Here is a 16,018-nt window from a genome sequence, read left to right on the forward strand (position 1 = left end):
CCCCTCTGGAGGCGCCGGTGCGCGTGGCCGTGAGGACCGTCAGCGAGCTGTGCATCACCGCCGGCACCGTGATCGTGCTCTTCGTCGCCTACCTGCTGTTCTGGACCGGCGTACGGGCCGACGACGCGATGGACGAGCAGATCGACCGGCTCCAGGAGCAGTGGGCCGCCGACCGGCCCGAGCACTCCGCCGGGAGCACCCCGGCCCCGCAGCCGTACGAGAACGGCCGCCCCTTCGCGATCATGTACATCCCGCGGCTCGGTTTCACGTGGAACAAGCCGGTCCTGGAGGGCACCTCCGCCTCGACCCTGAAGAAGGGCCTCGGCCACTACGCGGCGACCGCCCGGCTCGGCGGGAAGGGCAACTTCGCTGTAGCCGGACACCGCCGCACCTACGGCGACCCGTTCAAGGACTTCCCCCGGCTGCGGCCCGGCGACGCGGTGGTCCTGACCGACGGGACGACCTGGTTCACGTACCGCGTCGACCGGGGCCCGTACCGCACACTTCCCACAGACGTGGCCGTCGTCGACCCCGTCCCGCGCAAGTCCGGCTGCACCCGCCCCGGCCGCTACCTCACCCTCACCACCTGCGACCCCGAGTGGGGCCACAGTCACCGCCTGATCGTCTGGGCCCACCTCGACCGAACCGAGCCTGTGGACAACGGCGAACCGGAAGCCCTCCGCCGTTAATCTGGTGCGGGCGGCGTGAGTCTGGTGCCGTGGTACGGACGGAAGGGACGGCATGTACGGCTGGATCTGGCGGCATCTGCCGGGCAACGCGTTGATCAGGGCGCTGATCTCGCTCGTGCTGGTCCTCGCGGTCCTCTACGTCCTGTTCCAGTACGTCTTCCCGTGGGCGGAACCGCTGCTTCCCTTCAACGATGTGACGGTGGACAACCAGTGAGCGCGCGCATTCTCGTCGTCGACAACTACGACAGCTTCGTCTTCAACCTCGTGCAGTACCTCTACCAGCTCGGCGCCGAGTGCGAAGTGCTGCGCAACGACGAGGTGTCCACCGCGCACGCCCAGGACGGCTTCGACGGTGTGCTCCTCTCGCCCGGCCCCGGCGCCCCCGAGCAGGCCGGCGTCTGCATCGAGATGGTCCGCCACTGCGCGGCCACCGGCGTCCCCGTCTTCGGCGTCTGCCTGGGCATGCAGTCGATGCAGGTGGCCTACGGCGGTGTCGTGGACCGCGCGCCCGAGCTGCTGCACGGCAAGACCTCGCCGGTCGAGCACGAGGGCAAGGGCGTCTTCGCCGGACTGCCCTCGCCGTTCACGGCGACGCGTTACCACTCGCTCGCCGCCGAACCCGCCACGGTCCCGGCCGAGCTGGAGGTCACCGCCCGCACCCACGACGGCATCATCATGGGCCTGCGCCACCGGGAGCTCCCGGTCGAGGGCGTGCAGTTCCATCCCGAGTCGGTGCTCACCGAGCACGGCCACCGGATGCTGGCCAACTGGCTGGTGGAATGCGGCGACCAGGGTGCGGTGGCGCGGTCCGCGGGGCTCGCCCCGGTGGTGGGCAGGGCCACGGCGTGACCCCGGACTGGTACGGCTCGGAGGGGTACGCGACGGCGAAGGAGCCGTATACGCCGTACCCGTCCGACGAGCCGTACCGGACGTCCTGCGAACCGCCGGCCGACGACGAGACGGTCGCCCTGCGGATGCCGGCCGCTCCCGGCGAGTCCATAGCGGGTTCTCTGCGGGCCTCGGAGAGGACCGGAGGCCCCGAACCGCCGACCGGGGGCCGAGCGGCCCGCAGAAAGGCCGCCAAGCGCCGTCACGGGCGCCACGGAGGCAACGCCCGCCCCTCCGGCACCAAGGAGGCGGCTGACGGCCGGCCGCTGTCCCGGGTGGAGGCCCGTCGGCTCGCGCGCTCCCGCAAGCCCAGCCCGGCCGTGGTCGTCAGCCGGATGGTCGGTGAGCTGTTCATCACCACCGGAGTGCTGATGCTGCTCTTCGTCACCTACCAGCTGTGGTGGACGAATGTCCGCGCGCACGCCCAGGCCGGTGACGAGGCCAGCGACCTCCAGAAGGACTGGGAGACCGGCAAGCGCAACCCCGGCACCTTCGAGCCCGGCCAGGGCTTCGCGATCCTGCGCATCCCCAGGCTGGACGTGGTGGTGCCGATCGCCGAGGGCGTCAGCAACAAGAAGGTCCTCGACAAGGGCATGGTCGGCCACTACGGCGAGGGCGATCTGAAGACGGCGATGCCGGACGCGAAGACCGGCAACTTCGGCCTGGCCGGCCACCGCAACACCCATGGGGAACCGTTCCGGTACATCAACCGGCTCCAGCCCGGCGACCCGATCGTCGTCGAGACCCAGGACACCTACTACGTCTACAAGATGGCCTCGATCCTTCCGGTCACCCCGCCCAGCGACGTCAGCGTCCTCGCCCCGGTCCCGCCGAACTCCGGTTTCACCGCTCCGGGCCGCTACATCACCCTCACGACATGCACGCCGGAGTTCACCAGCAAGTACCGGCTGATCGTCTGGGGCAAGATGGTCGAGGAACGGCCACGCAGCAAGGGCAAACCCGATGCGCTCGTCGGATAGGGCGTCGGCCGGGCGTCAGTCGAGGGCGGGAGAACAGTGGCAGCGACCACCGAAGGCACCGAAGAGCACACCGGGGCTGACCATCCGGACCACGTGCCGGCCCCTCGCCGCAGGCCCGGTCCGATCGCCACGGCGGTCAGCGTCTTCGGTGAACTGCTCATCACCGCGGGCCTGATCCTCGGCATGTTCGTCGTCTACTCGCTGTGGTGGACCAACGTCCTGGCCGACCGCGAGGCGGGCCGCGAGAGCGACAGGATCCGCGACCACTGGGCCCAGGACACCGGCCCCGGCGCCCTGGACACCAAGGACGGCATCGGCTTCCTGCACGTCCCCGCGATGGGCAGGGGCGAGATCCTGGTCAAGAAGGGCACCTCCGCGGAGCTCCTCAACGACGGCGTGGCCGGCTACTACACCGACCCCGTCAAGGCGACCCTCCCCGCCTCCGGCAGGAACGGCAACTTCGCCCTCGCCGCCCACCGCGACGGCCACGGCGCCAAGTTCCACAAGATCGACCGGCTGCACGAGGGCGACCCGATCGTCTTCGAGACCAAGGACAGGTGGTACGTCTACCAGGTCTACGCCACCCTCCCCGAGACCTCGAAGTACAACGTCGCGGTCCTCGGCGCCGTCCCCCAGGAGTCCGGCAGGAAGAAGGCCGGCAAGTACATCACCCTGACCACCTGCACCCCCGTCTACACCAGCCGCTACCGCTACGTCGTGTGGGGCGAACTGGTGCGTGTGCAGAAGGTCGACAGCGAGCGCACCCCGCCGAAGGAACTGCTCGGCTGACCGGACGACACGGAGCCCCGGCCCCCCGTGAGGGGCCGGGGCTCCGGCATGCGCGGACCGGGTTGGTCAGCTGACGCCTCCGATGACGCCTCCGTCGTTGCCGTTGCCGCCGCCGTTGTTCTGGCCGAAGCTGACGGTCGTCAGGGTGATCTGCGTCCCCGCCGGGTCGTCGGTCTTCTTGTCGGGCTTCGGGTCCTGGTCGATGACGAACGCGTTGTCGTTGCCGTCGCCGTTGATCACGATGTTGGTGAAGCCCACCTGGGCCAAGGCCTGCTTGGCCTCGCCCAGTGTCCGCCTGCGGACCTCCGGGACCTGGATCTCCTGCTTCTTCTTCTCACCGATGTTGATCGTGACCACCGAACCCGGGTCGGCCTGCTGGCCGATCGCCGGCACGGTGTCGATCACCACGTTGACCTTGGTGTCGTCGTCCGTCGGGACGTTGACGCAGTTGCCCTGGAGGTCGTTGGCCTCCAGCTGGGCCTTGGCGGCGTCGCAGGACTGGCCGGCGATGTTCGGGACGGTCGCCTGCTCCTTCTCCTTGGCGACGGTGAGCTCGATGGTCGAGCCCTTCTCCACCTCGTCGCCGAGCTCCGGGCTCTGCTCCAGGACCGTGTCCGGTTCCTCGGTGGTCGACTCCTCGTACGTCACCTTGACGGTGAAGTTGTACTTGTCGTCCTCCAGGATCGACTTCGCCTCGTCCAGGCTCTTGCCGGTCACCGTCGGCACGGCCACCTTGGGCGCGCCCGTCGACACCACGAGGTTGACCGTCGTGCCCTTGTCGACCTCGGTGTTCGGCTTGATGTCCTGCTCGCAGATCTTGTCCTTGGCCGTGTTCTCGCACGGTTTGGGATTGAAGGCGAGTTCGAGACTGACGTTCTCGGCCTGTTGTCTGGCCTGGTCCTGAGTCAGGTCGACGAAGTTCGGCACCGTCGCGGTGTCGTTGCTGGCGCCCTCCCCGTCGAAGATCCACTTGCCGATCAGGATCGCGCCGACCAGGACCAGGACGGCCGCCACGACCAGCAGGATCGTGGAGTTGTTCGACTTCTTCTGGCGCCGCCGGTCGGGGCGGTCGTCGTAGCCGAAGCCGCCGTCGTCCGGGTTCATCGGGGGCAGCATCGAGGTGGCGCCCGCGTCGGCCTGGCGCAGGGCCGTGGTCGGCTGGTCGTCCGGGTAGCCGCCGTAGCCGACCGAGCCCATCGCGGCCGTCGCGGCGACCGGCTGGCCGTCGAGGCAGGCCTCGATGTCGGCGCGCATCTCGTCGGCCGACTGGTAGCGGTAGCCCGGGTCCTTGACCAGCGCCTTGAGGACGATCGCGTCCATCTCCGGCGTGATCTCGGGGTCGAAGACCGACGGAGGCTGCGCCTCCTCCCGCACGTGCTGGTAGGCCACCGCGACCGGGGAGTCGCCCACGAAGGGCGGGCGGACCGTCAGCAGCTCGTACAGCAGACAGCCGGTGGAGTACAGGTCGGAGCGGGCGTCGACCTGCTCGCCCTTTGCCTGTTCCGGCGAGAGGTACTGGGCGGTGCCGATCACGGCGGAGGTCTGGGTCATCGTCATGCCGGAGTCGCCCATGGCGCGGGCGATGCCGAAGTCCATCACCTTGACCTGGCCGTTGCGCGTCAGCATGACGTTCGCCGGCTTGATGTCACGGTGGACGATGTTGTTGCGGTGCGAGTACTCCAGCGCCTGGAGGATGCCGATCGTCATCTCCATGGAGCGCTCGGGCAGCAGCTTGCGGCCGCTGTGCAGCAGCTCACGGAGCGTGGAGCCGTCGACGTACTCCATGACGATGTACGGGATCGAGACCCCGTCGATGTAGTCCTCGCCCGTGTCGTAGACCGCGACGATCGCGGGATGGTTGAGCGAGGCGGCCGACTGGGCCTCCCGGCGGAACCGTGCCTGGAAAGACGGATCGCGCGCGAGGTCCGCGCGCAGCGTCTTCACCGCCACGGTGCGGCCGAGGCGCGTGTCATGCGCGAGGTAGACCTCGGCCATGCCACCACGGCCGAGCACCTGGCCCAGCTCGTACCGGCCGCCGAGGCGACGCGGCTCTTCCATAGCTACCTACCAGCCCTCTCCGTCGGGTCCCGGTCCGCACGCGTGTGCGGCCGGAGGCTGCCGTCCGGGCCTACCGTACCCGGCTCTCTTTGTGCGACCTGGCCAAGCCCGTCAACCCGATACAGGACCGGTATCGCAGCGTGCAACGATGTGAAGGGGATGTGCTCGGCGTCACTTCTTGCTGTCGATGACCGCCTTCATCACATCCCGGGCGATCGGACCGGCCAGACCGCCACCCGTGATGTCGTCACGGTTGGCGGCGCCGTCCTCCACGACCACGGCCACGGCCACCGGCGCGCTGTCCCCGACCTTGGCGTAGGACACGAACCAGGCGTACGGCTTCTCGCTGTTGTTCAGACCGTGCTGGGCGGTACCGGTCTTGCCGCCGACCCTGGCGCCCTCGATCTTGGCCTTGCCACCGGTGCCCTGCGGGTCGTAGACGACCGTCTCCATCATCTCCTGGAGCTTCTGGGCGGTCTCGGGGGAGACGGCCTGGGACAGCTCCTGGGGGTCGGTCGTCTCGATGGTGTCCAGGCTCGCGGTCTTGAGCTGGTCGACCATGTACGGCTTCATCAGCTTGCCGTTGTTGGCGATGGCCGAGACGACCATGGCCATCTGCAGCGGGGTGGCCCGGTTGGAGGCCTGGCCGATGCCGTCCATGGCGTTCTGCGGCGCGTTGTCCTCGGGGTAGATGCTCTCCGCGGCGCGGACCGGGGTGTCCAGCTCCTGGTTGTTGTAGCCGAACTTCTCCGCCTGCTCGATCATCTTCTCGTTGCCGACCGAGTCCGCGAGCTTCGCGAAGACGGTGTTGCAGGACACCATGAGCGCGTACCGCAGGGTGGCGTTCTTGCACTCACCGTGCTGGTTGGTCAGGTCGGTCCTGGTGTCCGGCAGCTGGTACGGGTCCGGCGTCTTGGTCTTGTCGTCGATGCCCGAGACGACGCCGTTCTCCAGGGCCGCGGCCGCGGTGACGACCTTGAAGGTCGAGCCGGGCGGGTAGACCTCGCGCAGCGCCCGGTTCAGCATCGGGTCGTCGGCGTTGTTCTTCTTCTGGGCGGCGTTCCAGGCCTTCTCGTCGTCGCCGGAGGTCCCGGCGAACTTCGAGGGGTCGTACGACGGAGTGGAGACCAGCGCGAGGATCTTGCCGGTGGACGGCTCGATCGCGGCGACGGCGCCCTTCTTGCCGCCCAGGCCCTCGTACGCCGCCTTCTGCGCGGCCGCGTTGAGGGTGGTGACGACGCTGCCGCCCTCGCGCTCCTTGCCCGTCAGCATGTCGAGGGTGTTGCGGAAGAACAGCCGGTCGTCGTTGCCGGTGAGGATGCCGTCCTCCAGCTTCTCCAGCTGGTTGGCGCCGAAGGCCTGCGAGGAGTAGCCCGTGACCGGCGCCCACATGGGGCCGTTCACCCAGGTCCGCTTGTACTTGAAGTCGCCGGACTCGTTCTCGACGGAGCCGGTGATGGGCTTGCCGCCGACGATGATGTTGCCGCGCGGGATGGAGTAGCGCGCGATGTTGACGCGGCGGTTGTTGTCGTCGGTGGCCAGCTCGTTCGCCTTGACGTACTGGAGCCAGTTGTCGCGGAGCAGCAGCGTCAGGATGAGCAGTCCGCAGAAGATGGCGATCCGGCGCAGGGGCTTGTTCACGGGCGGACCACCTGGGTCATCTCGGCGTCGGGGTTGGGGGCGGGAGACGGCGCCGGGCGGCGCGCGGTGTCGCTGATCCTGAGCAGGATGCCGATCAGCGCCCAGTTGGCGATGACGGAGGAACCGCCGTACGCCAGGAAGGGCATCGTCATACCGGTCAGCGGGATCAGCCCCATGACGCCGCCCGCGACGACGAAGACCTGGAGGGCGAAGGCGCCGGACAGGCCGATGGCGAGCAGCTTGCCGAAGGGGTCGCGGGCGGCGAGGGCGGTGCGCACGCCGCGCTCCACGATCAGGCCGTAGACGAGCAGGATCGCCATCAGGCCGGCCAGGCCCAGCTCCTCGCCGAAGGTGGCGAGGATGTAGTCGGAGTTGGCGGCGAAGCGGATCAGCTCGGAGTGGCCCTGGCCCCAGCCGGTGCCGAGGGTGCCGCCGGAGCCGAACGCCCAGAGGGCCTGCATGGCCTGCTCGGAGTGGCCGGTCACACCCTGGCGGGAGAGCGTGTACTCGCGCATCGGGTCGAGCCAGGCGTCCACACGCTGCTGGATGTGCGGCTCGAAGGAGGCCACACCCACCGCGCCGACCGCGGACATCAGCAGACCGAAGACGATCCAGCTGGTCCGCTCGGTGGCGACGTACAGCATGATGACGAACATTCCGAAGAACAGCAGCGACGTACCGAGGTCGGTCTCGAAGACCAGGATGAGGATCGAGATCATCCAGACGACGATGATCGGGCCGAGGTCGCGGCCGCGCGGCAGGTACAGCCCGATGAAGCGGCGGCTGGCCAGCGCGAGCGCGTCGCGCTTCACCATCAGATAGCCGGCGAAGAAGATCGCGAGGACGATCTTCGCGAACTCACCGGGCTGGATGGAGAAGCCGGCGACCGAGATCCAGATCTTGGCGCCGTAGATGTTCTGGCCGAGGCCCGGCACCAGCGGCAGCAGCAGCAGGAACAGCGCGCCGACCATGGAGATGTACGTGTAGCGCTGCAGGACGCGGTGGTCCTTCAGGAAGATCAGCACGACGATGAACAGCGCGATGCCCATGGCCGTGTACAGCAGCTGGCGGGGCGCGGCCGTACCGGCCTGTCCGATCGACTGCAGCAGCTTCGACTGGTCCAGGCGCCAGATCGCGACGAGCCCGAGTCCGTTGAGCAGCGTGGCCAGCGGCAGCAGCAGGGGGTCCGCGTACGGGGCGAACTTGCGTACGACCAGATGGCCGACACCGGCCAGCAGGCCGAGGCCGAGGCCGTAGGCCAGCAGACCGGAGGGCACCTCGTCGTTGATGGCCAGGCCCACGTTGGCGTAGGCGAAGACCGGGATGACGACGGCGAACACGAGGAGCGCGAGCTCGGTGTTGCGCCGGCTGGGCGCGCCGATGGCGCCGATCGTGGACGTGTGGTGCGTCGACGTGTTGGTAGTACTGCTCATCGTGTGACGGGGCCTCTCACGGCTCGCCTACTGCTTACCGCAGAGCGAGACGACCTTCTGCTCTTCCTCCGACAGGCTCGGGCCGGGGCTGGGAGTGGTCGCGGTGGGGGACGTGGACGGGTTGGGGGTCGTTGCCGACGGGGTCGGTGTTGACGTGGCCGACGGGGTCGGTGACGCCTTGGACGCGAACGAGGTGCGGGTGGTTCCCGTGGTGCCGCCGGCCTCGCCCTCGCCCGTCTTCGCGTTGTTCTCGCTCTCGGCGGCGCGCCGCTCGGCGCTCTTGCGGCAGGCGGAGGCCTGCACGGCCAGCTCGTCGATTTTCGTCTGGGCGTTCTTCAGGCCGCCCTCGGCGATCGTCGCATTGACCGCCTTCTGCTGGTACGGCGGCAGGTACTTGAGTTCGATCTCGGGGTGGTCCTTCTCCACCTTCGACAGCGACACCCAGGCCAGGTCCTGGCTGATGCCGCGGTAGAGGGCGACGTGCTCGCCGTTGGTGCCGACGTAGTACTGAGTCTGCGTCCAGCGGTAGCCGCCGTACAGACCCGCGCCGACGACGGCCAGCGCGAGCCCGATGTAGACCGAGCGCTTCAGCCATCCGCGGCGGGGGCGCTCCTTGACGAAGTCGTCGTCGCCGAAGCCGTCGAAGCCGTCGGTGGGGATGAACCCGGTGACGTCGCCGGAGCCGGGCGGGCCGAACTCGCCGCCGCCGGGCTGCTGCCTGCGGCCGAGGCCGGAGGCGCGGCCGGCGGGGGTCTGCATGATGCCGTTGTCGTGCAGCTGGTGCTGGTTCTCGGCGACCGCGCCGACCACCACGGGGGCGTCGGAGAGCTGACCGGCGAGGGTGTCACCGGTGTCCAGGTCGAGGACGTCGGCGATGATCACGGTGATGTTGTCGGGGCCGCCGCCGCGCAGCGCGAGCTGGATCAGCTCGTGCACGGTCTCCTGCGGGCCCTGGTAGCTGGCGAGGGTGTCCTCCAGGGTCTGGTGGGACACCACGCCGGACAGGCCGTCGGAACAGATCAGATAGCGGTCGCCGGCCCTGACCTCGCGGATCGACAGATCGGGCTCGACATGGTCGCCGCTGCCCAGCGCGCGCATCAGCAGGGAGCGCTGCGGGTGGGTGGTGGCCTCTTCCTCGGTGATCCGGCCCTCGTCGACCAGGCGCTGCACCCAGGTGTGGTCCTGTGTGATCTGCGTCAGTACGCCGTCGCGCAGCAGATAGGCGCGGGAGTCGCCGACGTGGACGAGGCCGAGTCGCTGGCCCGTCCACAGCAGGGCGGTGAGCGTGGTGCCCATGCCCTCCAGCTGGGGGTCCTCCTCGACCATGGAGCGCAGCTGGTCGTTGGCGCGCTGCACGGCGGCGCCGAGGGAGGTGAGCACGTCGGAGCCGGGGATGTCGTCGTCGAGGGCGACGATGGTGGAGATGGCCTCGGAGGAGGCGACCTCACCGGCGGCGGCGCCGCCCATGCCGTCGGCGATGGCGAGCAGGCGGGGACCGGCGTAACCGGAGTCCTCGTTGCCCTCGCGGATCATGCCCTTGTGCGATCCGGCGGCGAAGCGCAGTGACAGACTCATGCCCACCTCGCCCGTCGGCTCCGCATGCAGCCGGTCGTGTCGAGCCACACTGCCCACCCTCCGGTCGGGAGCGCGCCGGGGCCCGGGGTGCCGGCCGCCGCTGCGTGCTCGCTCCGCTCGCGCTCATTCATGATGTAGCACTACTTCCGCAGCTCGATGACGGTCTTGCCGATGCGGATCGGCGCGCCCAGCGGAATCGGTGTGGGGGTCGTCAGCCGGCCGCGGTCGAGGTAGGTGCCGTTCGTGGAGCCCAGGTCCTCGACGATCCACTGGCCGTCACGGTCCGGGTAGATCCTGGCATGCCGGCTGGAGGCGTAGTCGTCGTCCAGCACGATCGTGCTGTCGTGCGCACGGCCCAGCGAGATGGTCTGCCCCTGGAGTGCGACGGTGGTGCCGGTGAGTGTGCCTTCCGTCACCACCAGCTTGGTGGGAGCGTTACGGCGGCCCCGGCCGCCCGCGGCGGCGGGCTGCTGGCGCTGCTGGGGCGGCGCCTGGCGTGCGGCCTGCTGCTGCCGCCCGGCGTCGCGGCGCGATCCGCGCTGGGTGACACGCGTACCGAACAGGTCGCTACGGATGACCTGCACGGCCACGATCACGAACAGCCACAGTACGGCCAGGAAACCCAGCCGCATGACCGTGAGGGTCAGCTCTGACATTGCCCCCGGATCACCCTTCGGCTTGCCTATAGATAACGGTGGTGCTGCCCACGACGATCCGCGAGCCGTCGCGGAGCGTAGCGCGGGTGGTGTGCTGCCCGTCCACCACGATGCCGTTGGTGGAGCCGAGATCCTGGATCGTCGAGGGCGTTCCGGTCCGGATCTCGCAGTGCCTGCGGCTCACGCCGGGGTCGTCGATCCGTACGTCGGCCTCGGTGCTGCGGCCCATCACGAGAGTCGCACGGGAGATCTGATGGCGGGTGCCGTTGATCTCGATCCAGTAGCGGGTGCGTGCGCCGGCCGCGGGGCCGCCGGGTGCGCCGCCGTGCCGCAGTCCGGCGGGCGGCTGCGGGGCGGGAGCGGGTTGCGGGTAGCCGTAGCCGCCGGGCCGCGCACCTGGTGGCGGCGCGGCCGGCATCGGCGGGGCGCCCGCGGGGGCGGCTCCCGGCTGCGGGTAGCCGTAGCCGCCGGGCCGCTGGTTCGCGGCGGGGCCGCCGGGGGCCTGGGGCTGGCTGGTGGAGGAGGCGAGGGTGCGGCTGCGCACGCGGTACAGGCCGGTGTCGAGGTCCTCGGCCTTCTCCAGGTTGACCTTGATCGGGCCCATGAAGGTGTAGCGCTGCTGCTTGGCGTAGTCGCGGACCATGCCGGCCAGCTCGTCGCCGAGCTGCCCGGAGTAGGGGCTGAGCCGCTCGAAGTCCGGTGTGCTCAACTCCACGATGAAGTCGTTCGGCACGACGGTCCGGTCGCGGTTCCAGATGGTCGCGTTGTTGTCGCACTCACGCTGGAGCGCGCCGGCGATCTCCACAGGCTGGACCTCGGACTTGAACACCTTGGCGAAGGTGCCGTTGACCAGACCTTCGAGACGCTGCTCGAAACGCTTCAGGACTCCCATGAGGCACCTCCTCCGTCGCTGTCGTCCTGCGTACTGCTGCTTCTTGCCTGGCTGCTTCCAACCGGTACTGCTTACTGATCGTATCCACGCACCGGTGGATCGGCTGGTTCCCCCTGGTGAACCGGCCGACGGGTGTCGACAGGTGCCGTCCGGCGCCGGCCCGGAGCCGACCCGGGTGGTGCCCGGGGCCGCGCCGGGTGCCGACTGGTTGCCGACGCATCCGACAGTTCCCCCCGCGGGGCCCGTTCGAACTCCGCCGGGCTCCGCTTCTGCCATGGATCGTAGAGGCGGCCCCGGACCAGTGTCCCGCACGCGGCTGTGCTCGCGGTCCGGCTCCGGTGCGGACGGGGGGTACCGGTACAGGGTTGATACGTGCCACCGCCTGCCCCGGAAGGCCCAGGGCCCCCCGGATTAAGGGATGTGAATCCACCCGGTCCAGCGTGCTAATGTTCTGCATGTCGGAAGGCGCCGCGCCGAGAAGCAACGCAGCCGGAGGACACACCTAATGCGCGGGTGGCGGAATAGGCAGACGCGCTGGATTCAGGTTCCAGTGCCCGCAAGGGCGTGGGGGTTCAACTCCCCCCTCGCGCACCAGACGAGACGGTCGTCATCGTGAAAACGATGGCGGCCGTTTCGCGTTGTGGTCTCTTCTGCGAGACGGGCTGGACGGGGCTGGGTCGACCGCTCCCCGTGGCCGTCGGGTGGCCGGGCCGGGTGCCTGGCGGCGGGCTCCGGGGTGGTGGGGTCGTGGCGGCGGTGGTCGCGAAAGCGGCGTTCGTGGCGGCGGCTTCGCGAGGGGCGCGCGGGCGGCTTCGTGAAGGTTGCGCGGTGAGGGCGGATTCGCGAGGGTCGTGTTCATGTGATGAAGGCCACGGGTGGCCGGGAGTTGTCCACAGGGCGGCGGGCCGCTGTGCGGATGGGTGCAGTTGTCCACAGGGTCTGACGTGTTTCGGCCACCGGCTGTACGGTTCGGGCCTGATTGATGTTCATGTCGATGCGGGCGCGGCACGTACGCACCCGCGAGTGCGGGGGAGGCGGTCCGAGTGGCCGAGGCCGGTGCGGAGCGGCGGCTGCCGCGGGTGCGGGGGTTCGCCGAGTGGCCTGGCGCGGGATCGCCCCGTGAGGAGGGCAAGGAGCTGCGCCACCGGGTGCCGCGCGACACACACGCCCTCCTCGACGTCGACGACTCCCGGCCCGACGCCCTCGGTGCCGTGGAGGAGTCCAGCCGCGGCCGTATCCCCGAGCTGACGCCGATAAGGGTGGGCAGGATGGCCGCCGCCCCCTTCGCCTTCCTGCGCGGTTCGGCGGGCCTGATGGCCCATGACCTGGCCCGCACTCCCATGACCGGGATCCGCGCGCAGATCTGTGGCGATGCCCACGCGGCCAACTTCGGTCTGTACGCCGACGCCCGCGGCGGCCTGGTCATCGACCTGAACGACTTCGACGAGACCGTCGTCGGCCCCTGGGAGTGGGACCTCAAGCGGCTCGCCGCCTCGCTCGTGCTCGCGGGCCGGGAGGCCGGCGCCGACGAGGACACCTGCCGGTCGGCCGCCCATGACGTCGCCGGCGCCTACCGGCGCACCATGCGGCTGCTCGCCAAGCTGCCCGTGCTGGACGCGTGGAACGCCATCGCGGACGAGGAGCTCGTCTCCCACACCGACGCCCATGACCTGCTCGGCACGCTGGAGCGGGTGATGGAGAAGGCGCGCGCCAACACCAGCGGGCGCTTCGCGGCGAAGTCGACCGAACCCGCGCCGGACGGCGGGCGCCGCTTCCTGGACGCCCCGCCCGTGCTGCGGCGGATCCCGGACGCGGAGGCCGCCGCGGTGGCCGCGTCGCTCCAGGACTATCTCGGCACGCTCTCCGAGGACCGCCTGCCGCTGCTCGCCCGTTACGCGGTGCAGGACGTGGCCTTCCGCATCGTCGGCACCGGCAGCGTGGGCACGCGCTCCTACGTCGTGCTGCTCCTCGACCACCGTGGGGAGTCCCTGGTCCTTCAGGTGAAGGAGGCCCGCCCGTCCGCGCTGCTGCCGCATCTGGCCGCCGCCGGTGTGGAGGTGCCGGCCGCCGGGCACGAGGGCCGGCGGGTGGTGCTGGGGCAGAAGCGCATGCAGGTGGTCAGCGACATCCTGCTGGGCTGGACCACCGTCGACGGGCGGGACTTCCAGGTGCGCCAGTTCCGCAACCGCAAGGGCAGCGTCGACCCGGCAGCGCTCGCCGCCGACCAGGTCGACGACTACGCCCGGATGACCGGCGCCCTGCTCGCCCGCGCCCACTCGCACAGCGCCGACCCGCGCCTGATCGCCGGGTACTGCGGAAAGAACGAGGAGCTGGACGAGGCGATCGCCACGTTCGCCGTCGCCTACGCGGACCGGACCGAGGCGGATCACGCGGAGCTGGTGGCCGGGGTCCGCGCGGGGCGGATCGCCGCGGAGATGGGGGTGTGAGGTCGTGGCGGGTCCTGGGGTTCTCGCGTTTCGGGAGGTCGTGCAGGCGTGTCCTACGCTGGTCGGGTGACGAGCTCGGAAGCTGAGCAGGGTGAGGGCAACGTGGCCGGGGTGACCGGGGCGGTGCCCGAGGGTGCTGTGCCGGGGTCCGAGGGTGGTGTGCCGGGGTCCGGCGACGGGCCCTCGGCGGCGGGTGGTCCGGGGGCCGGGGAGGGCTCGCAGGGCGGCTCTCCGGCCGGCCAGGCCGGCCAGGCCTCGGAAGGGGCGCAGGGTGCCCCGGGCGGGCAGGTGGCGCAGGGCTCCCGGGCCGCGCAGGATTCGGCGGGCTCCGAGTCGCCCGAGGAGCGGCTGGACCGGGCGGTGCGGGCGGCCGAGCAGGCGCTGATCGAGTTCGAGATCGCGGTGGAGACCTTCCGCATCGAGGTCGAGAACTTCTCCCGGCTCCACCACCAGCGGCTCGGCCCGATGTACGCCCGGCTGGAGGAGCTGGACGCGCTGATAGCCGAGGCGCGCGCGGCCCGCACCCAGGACCCCGAGGATGTGCGGGTGGCCCAGGAGCTGCGCGCCCGCGTGCTGCCCATGCCCAGCGTCGAGGAGCTGTTCCACGGCTGGATGGACGGGGACGGGCTGTTCCCGGAGGCCACGGCGATGCTGACCGGTCAGGCCGTGCAGCCGCCCGCGCGGGTGCGCCCCAGTGAGGAGGCCCGCAAGCTCTACCGCGAGCTGGCCCGCAAGGCGCATCCGGACCTGGCGCAGGAGGAGGGCGAGCGCAAGCGGCGTGAGGAGTTCCTCATCCGCGTGAACACCGCCTACGCCCGCGGCGACGTGGCACAGCTGCGGGAACTGGCCGAGGAGTGGGCGAAGGGTCCCGCCCCCGCGGACCGTGGTCCGACCCGCAGCGAGGAGCTGTACGCCCGCCTCGACTGGCTGGCCCGGCGCAAGGAGATGCTCTCCGTGATCGCCAAGGAGCTGGAGGAGGGCGCGATCGGCGCGATGCTCCGGCTCGCCCCGGACGACCCGGACCGGCTGCTGGACGAGATCGCCGAGCAGTTGCTGACGGAGGTCGCCAAGCGGGAGTCGGAGCTGGCCGGGCTTCAGGGGTAGGCGTCTTCCCAAGCAGCGCTTCGGGAGCGGCCCGCAGGGGCCGCGCCGGTCGGCAAGCGGCTGGCCCGGGCCCGCCGCGCCCTACCCGAGGTCGGGTAGCGTCGGGGGCATGAATTTCGGAGGAGTGCCCACGGTCGAGGTCACGGACCTCAAGGACGACGACTTCCTGCTTGACGTCCGTGAGGACGACGAATGGCGGGCCGGTCATGCCGAGGGGGCGCTGCACATCCCCATCAGCGAGTTCGTGGCCCGGTACGGCGAGCTGACCGAGGCCGCGCCGCAGGACGGCCGTGTCCATGTGATCTGCCGCTCCGGCGGTCGCTCGGCGCAGGTCGCCATGTATCTGGTCCAGCAGGGCATCGACGCGGTGAACGTCGACGGCGGCATGCAGGTGTGGGCGGCCGTGGGCCGACCCGTCGTGACGGACGAGGGGCAGTCCGGGTTCGTCCTGTGATCTCGGGCGAGGGGCGGCCCGGGTGGGTTTGCTGATCCCTTCGGCCTGCTCGCGGGTCAGCCGCTGAGCGGGTGTGCCGCGAGCAGGTCGGGTTCGGCGTAGGCCTGGAGGGCGGCGGCGGCCGCGCAGCTCTCCAGCAGGGGAACGCGGGCCAGCACCTTCGCGAACTCGCGCAGCAACCCGCACAGGGCGACCGCGTCCAGACCCGCACCGCCGTGCGCCTCGTCCAGCAGCAGGCTCAGCAGGTCGGCCTCGGCCAGCCGGGCCCACAGCTCCCGGTCGAAGCCCTCGGCGACGGCGCCCCTGGTGAGCGCGGGGCTGGGGACGGAGTCGGGCGTCACGTCGGCGAACACCCCGCGGGCCGCCTCGGCGGCCGCCTCCTGCTCCTCGGTGAAGGTGAAGTCCATGGTCC

General features: G+C 70.4%; 14 protein-coding genes, 1 tRNA gene and 1 pseudogene. 9 read left to right on the top strand and 7 right to left on the bottom strand.

What is annotated here, in order from left to right; translation table 11 throughout:
* Positions 1-17 precede the first annotated feature (17 nt).
* From ABZZ79_RS14635 to ABZZ79_RS14655, 5 genes are read left to right on the top strand one after another with little or no spacing between them, the layout of a single operon-like run.
* Positions 18-689, top strand: coding sequence for a class E sortase (locus tag ABZZ79_RS14635; protein ID WP_356689282.1), 672 nt, complete (start codon positions 18-20; stop codon positions 687-689).
* 52 nt (positions 690-741) lie between these two features.
* Positions 742-903, top strand: a complete 162-nt coding sequence (locus tag ABZZ79_RS14640) for a hypothetical protein (protein WP_356689283.1) — start codon at positions 742-744, stop codon at positions 901-903.
* Positions 900-1,538: an aminodeoxychorismate/anthranilate synthase component II gene (locus ABZZ79_RS14645; protein WP_356689284.1), complete on the top strand. Its 639-nt coding sequence runs from the start codon at positions 900-902 to the stop codon at positions 1,536-1,538. The genes ABZZ79_RS14640 and ABZZ79_RS14645 overlap by 4 nt, the downstream gene beginning before the upstream one ends.
* On the top strand, positions 1,457-2,557 hold the full coding sequence (locus ABZZ79_RS14650; RefSeq protein ID WP_356689395.1) for a class E sortase: 1,101 nt from the start codon (positions 1,457-1,459) through the stop codon (positions 2,555-2,557). The genes ABZZ79_RS14645 and ABZZ79_RS14650 overlap by 82 nt, the downstream gene beginning before the upstream one ends.
* Before the next feature lie 36 nt (positions 2,558-2,593).
* Positions 2,594-3,346 carry a class E sortase gene (locus tag ABZZ79_RS14655; RefSeq protein WP_356689285.1) on the top strand — a complete coding sequence of 251 codons (753 nt, stop codon included), beginning with the start codon at positions 2,594-2,596 and terminating at the stop codon, positions 3,344-3,346.
* Positions 3,347-3,412: 66 nt separating this feature from the next.
* On the opposite strand, the gene pknB is transcribed toward ABZZ79_RS14655, so the two are convergent.
* From pknB to ABZZ79_RS14685, 6 genes are all read right to left on the bottom strand, one after another.
* A complete protein-coding gene (gene pknB, locus ABZZ79_RS14660; RefSeq protein ID WP_356689286.1) occupies positions 3,413-5,404 on the bottom strand; it encodes a Stk1 family PASTA domain-containing Ser/Thr kinase in 1,992 nt (663 codons plus the stop codon).
* 171 nt (positions 5,405-5,575) lie between these two features.
* Positions 5,576-7,045: a penicillin-binding transpeptidase domain-containing protein gene (locus ABZZ79_RS14665; RefSeq protein ID WP_356689287.1), complete on the bottom strand. Its 1,470-nt coding sequence runs from the start codon at positions 7,043-7,045 to the stop codon at positions 5,576-5,578.
* Positions 7,042-8,478, bottom strand: coding sequence for an FtsW/RodA/SpoVE family cell cycle protein (locus ABZZ79_RS14670; RefSeq protein ID WP_356689288.1), 1,437 nt, complete (start codon positions 8,476-8,478; stop codon positions 7,042-7,044). Before ABZZ79_RS14670 ends, ABZZ79_RS14665 begins: the two co-directional genes overlap by 4 nt.
* 27 nt (positions 8,479-8,505) lie before the next feature.
* On the bottom strand, positions 8,506-10,053 hold the full coding sequence (locus tag ABZZ79_RS14675; RefSeq protein ID WP_356689289.1) for a Stp1/IreP family PP2C-type Ser/Thr phosphatase: 1,548 nt from the start codon (positions 10,051-10,053) through the stop codon (positions 8,506-8,508).
* Positions 10,054-10,193: 140 nt separating this feature from the next.
* Positions 10,194-10,709 carry an FHA domain-containing protein gene (locus tag ABZZ79_RS14680; protein WP_356689290.1) on the bottom strand — a complete coding sequence of 172 codons (516 nt, stop codon included), beginning with the start codon at positions 10,707-10,709 and terminating at the stop codon, positions 10,194-10,196.
* A 10-nt stretch (positions 10,710-10,719) separates the two neighbouring features.
* Entirely contained in the window at positions 10,720-11,601 is an 882-nt protein-coding gene (locus ABZZ79_RS14685; RefSeq protein WP_356689291.1) for a DUF3662 and FHA domain-containing protein, read from the bottom strand.
* Positions 11,602-12,108: 507 nt separating this feature from the next.
* Here ABZZ79_RS14685 and ABZZ79_RS14690 point away from each other — a divergent pair.
* The 4 genes from ABZZ79_RS14690 (at position 12,109) to ABZZ79_RS14705 (ending at position 15,606) form a co-directional block, all read left to right on the top strand.
* Positions 12,109-12,195 (top strand) — tRNA-Leu (locus ABZZ79_RS14690).
* Positions 12,196-12,644: 449 nt separating this feature from the next.
* Positions 12,645-14,048 carry a DUF2252 domain-containing protein gene (locus ABZZ79_RS14695; RefSeq protein ID WP_356689292.1) on the top strand — a complete coding sequence of 468 codons (1,404 nt, stop codon included), beginning with the start codon at positions 12,645-12,647 and terminating at the stop codon, positions 14,046-14,048.
* Between the two features lie 288 nt (positions 14,049-14,336).
* The gene (locus ABZZ79_RS14700) at positions 14,337-15,152 is read left to right on the top strand and encodes a hypothetical protein (protein WP_356689396.1); all 816 of its coding nucleotides are present in this window, start codon (positions 14,337-14,339) and stop codon (positions 15,150-15,152) included.
* Between the two features lie 124 nt (positions 15,153-15,276).
* A complete protein-coding gene (locus tag ABZZ79_RS14705; protein WP_356689397.1) occupies positions 15,277-15,606 on the top strand; it encodes a rhodanese-like domain-containing protein in 330 nt (109 codons plus the stop codon).
* Between the two features lie 98 nt (positions 15,607-15,704).
* Here the strand turns inward: ABZZ79_RS14705 and ABZZ79_RS14710 are convergent.
* Positions 15,705-16,013: pseudogene (locus tag ABZZ79_RS14710) on the bottom strand (acyl-CoA dehydrogenase family protein); the annotation flags it as partial.
* Positions 16,014-16,018 lie beyond the last annotated feature (5 nt).

Origin of the sequence: Streptomyces sp. NPDC006458, from assembly GCF_040612135.1 — a bacterium.
In the GTDB taxonomy this organism is placed as follows: Bacteria; Actinomycetota; Actinomycetes; order Streptomycetales; family Streptomycetaceae; genus Streptomyces.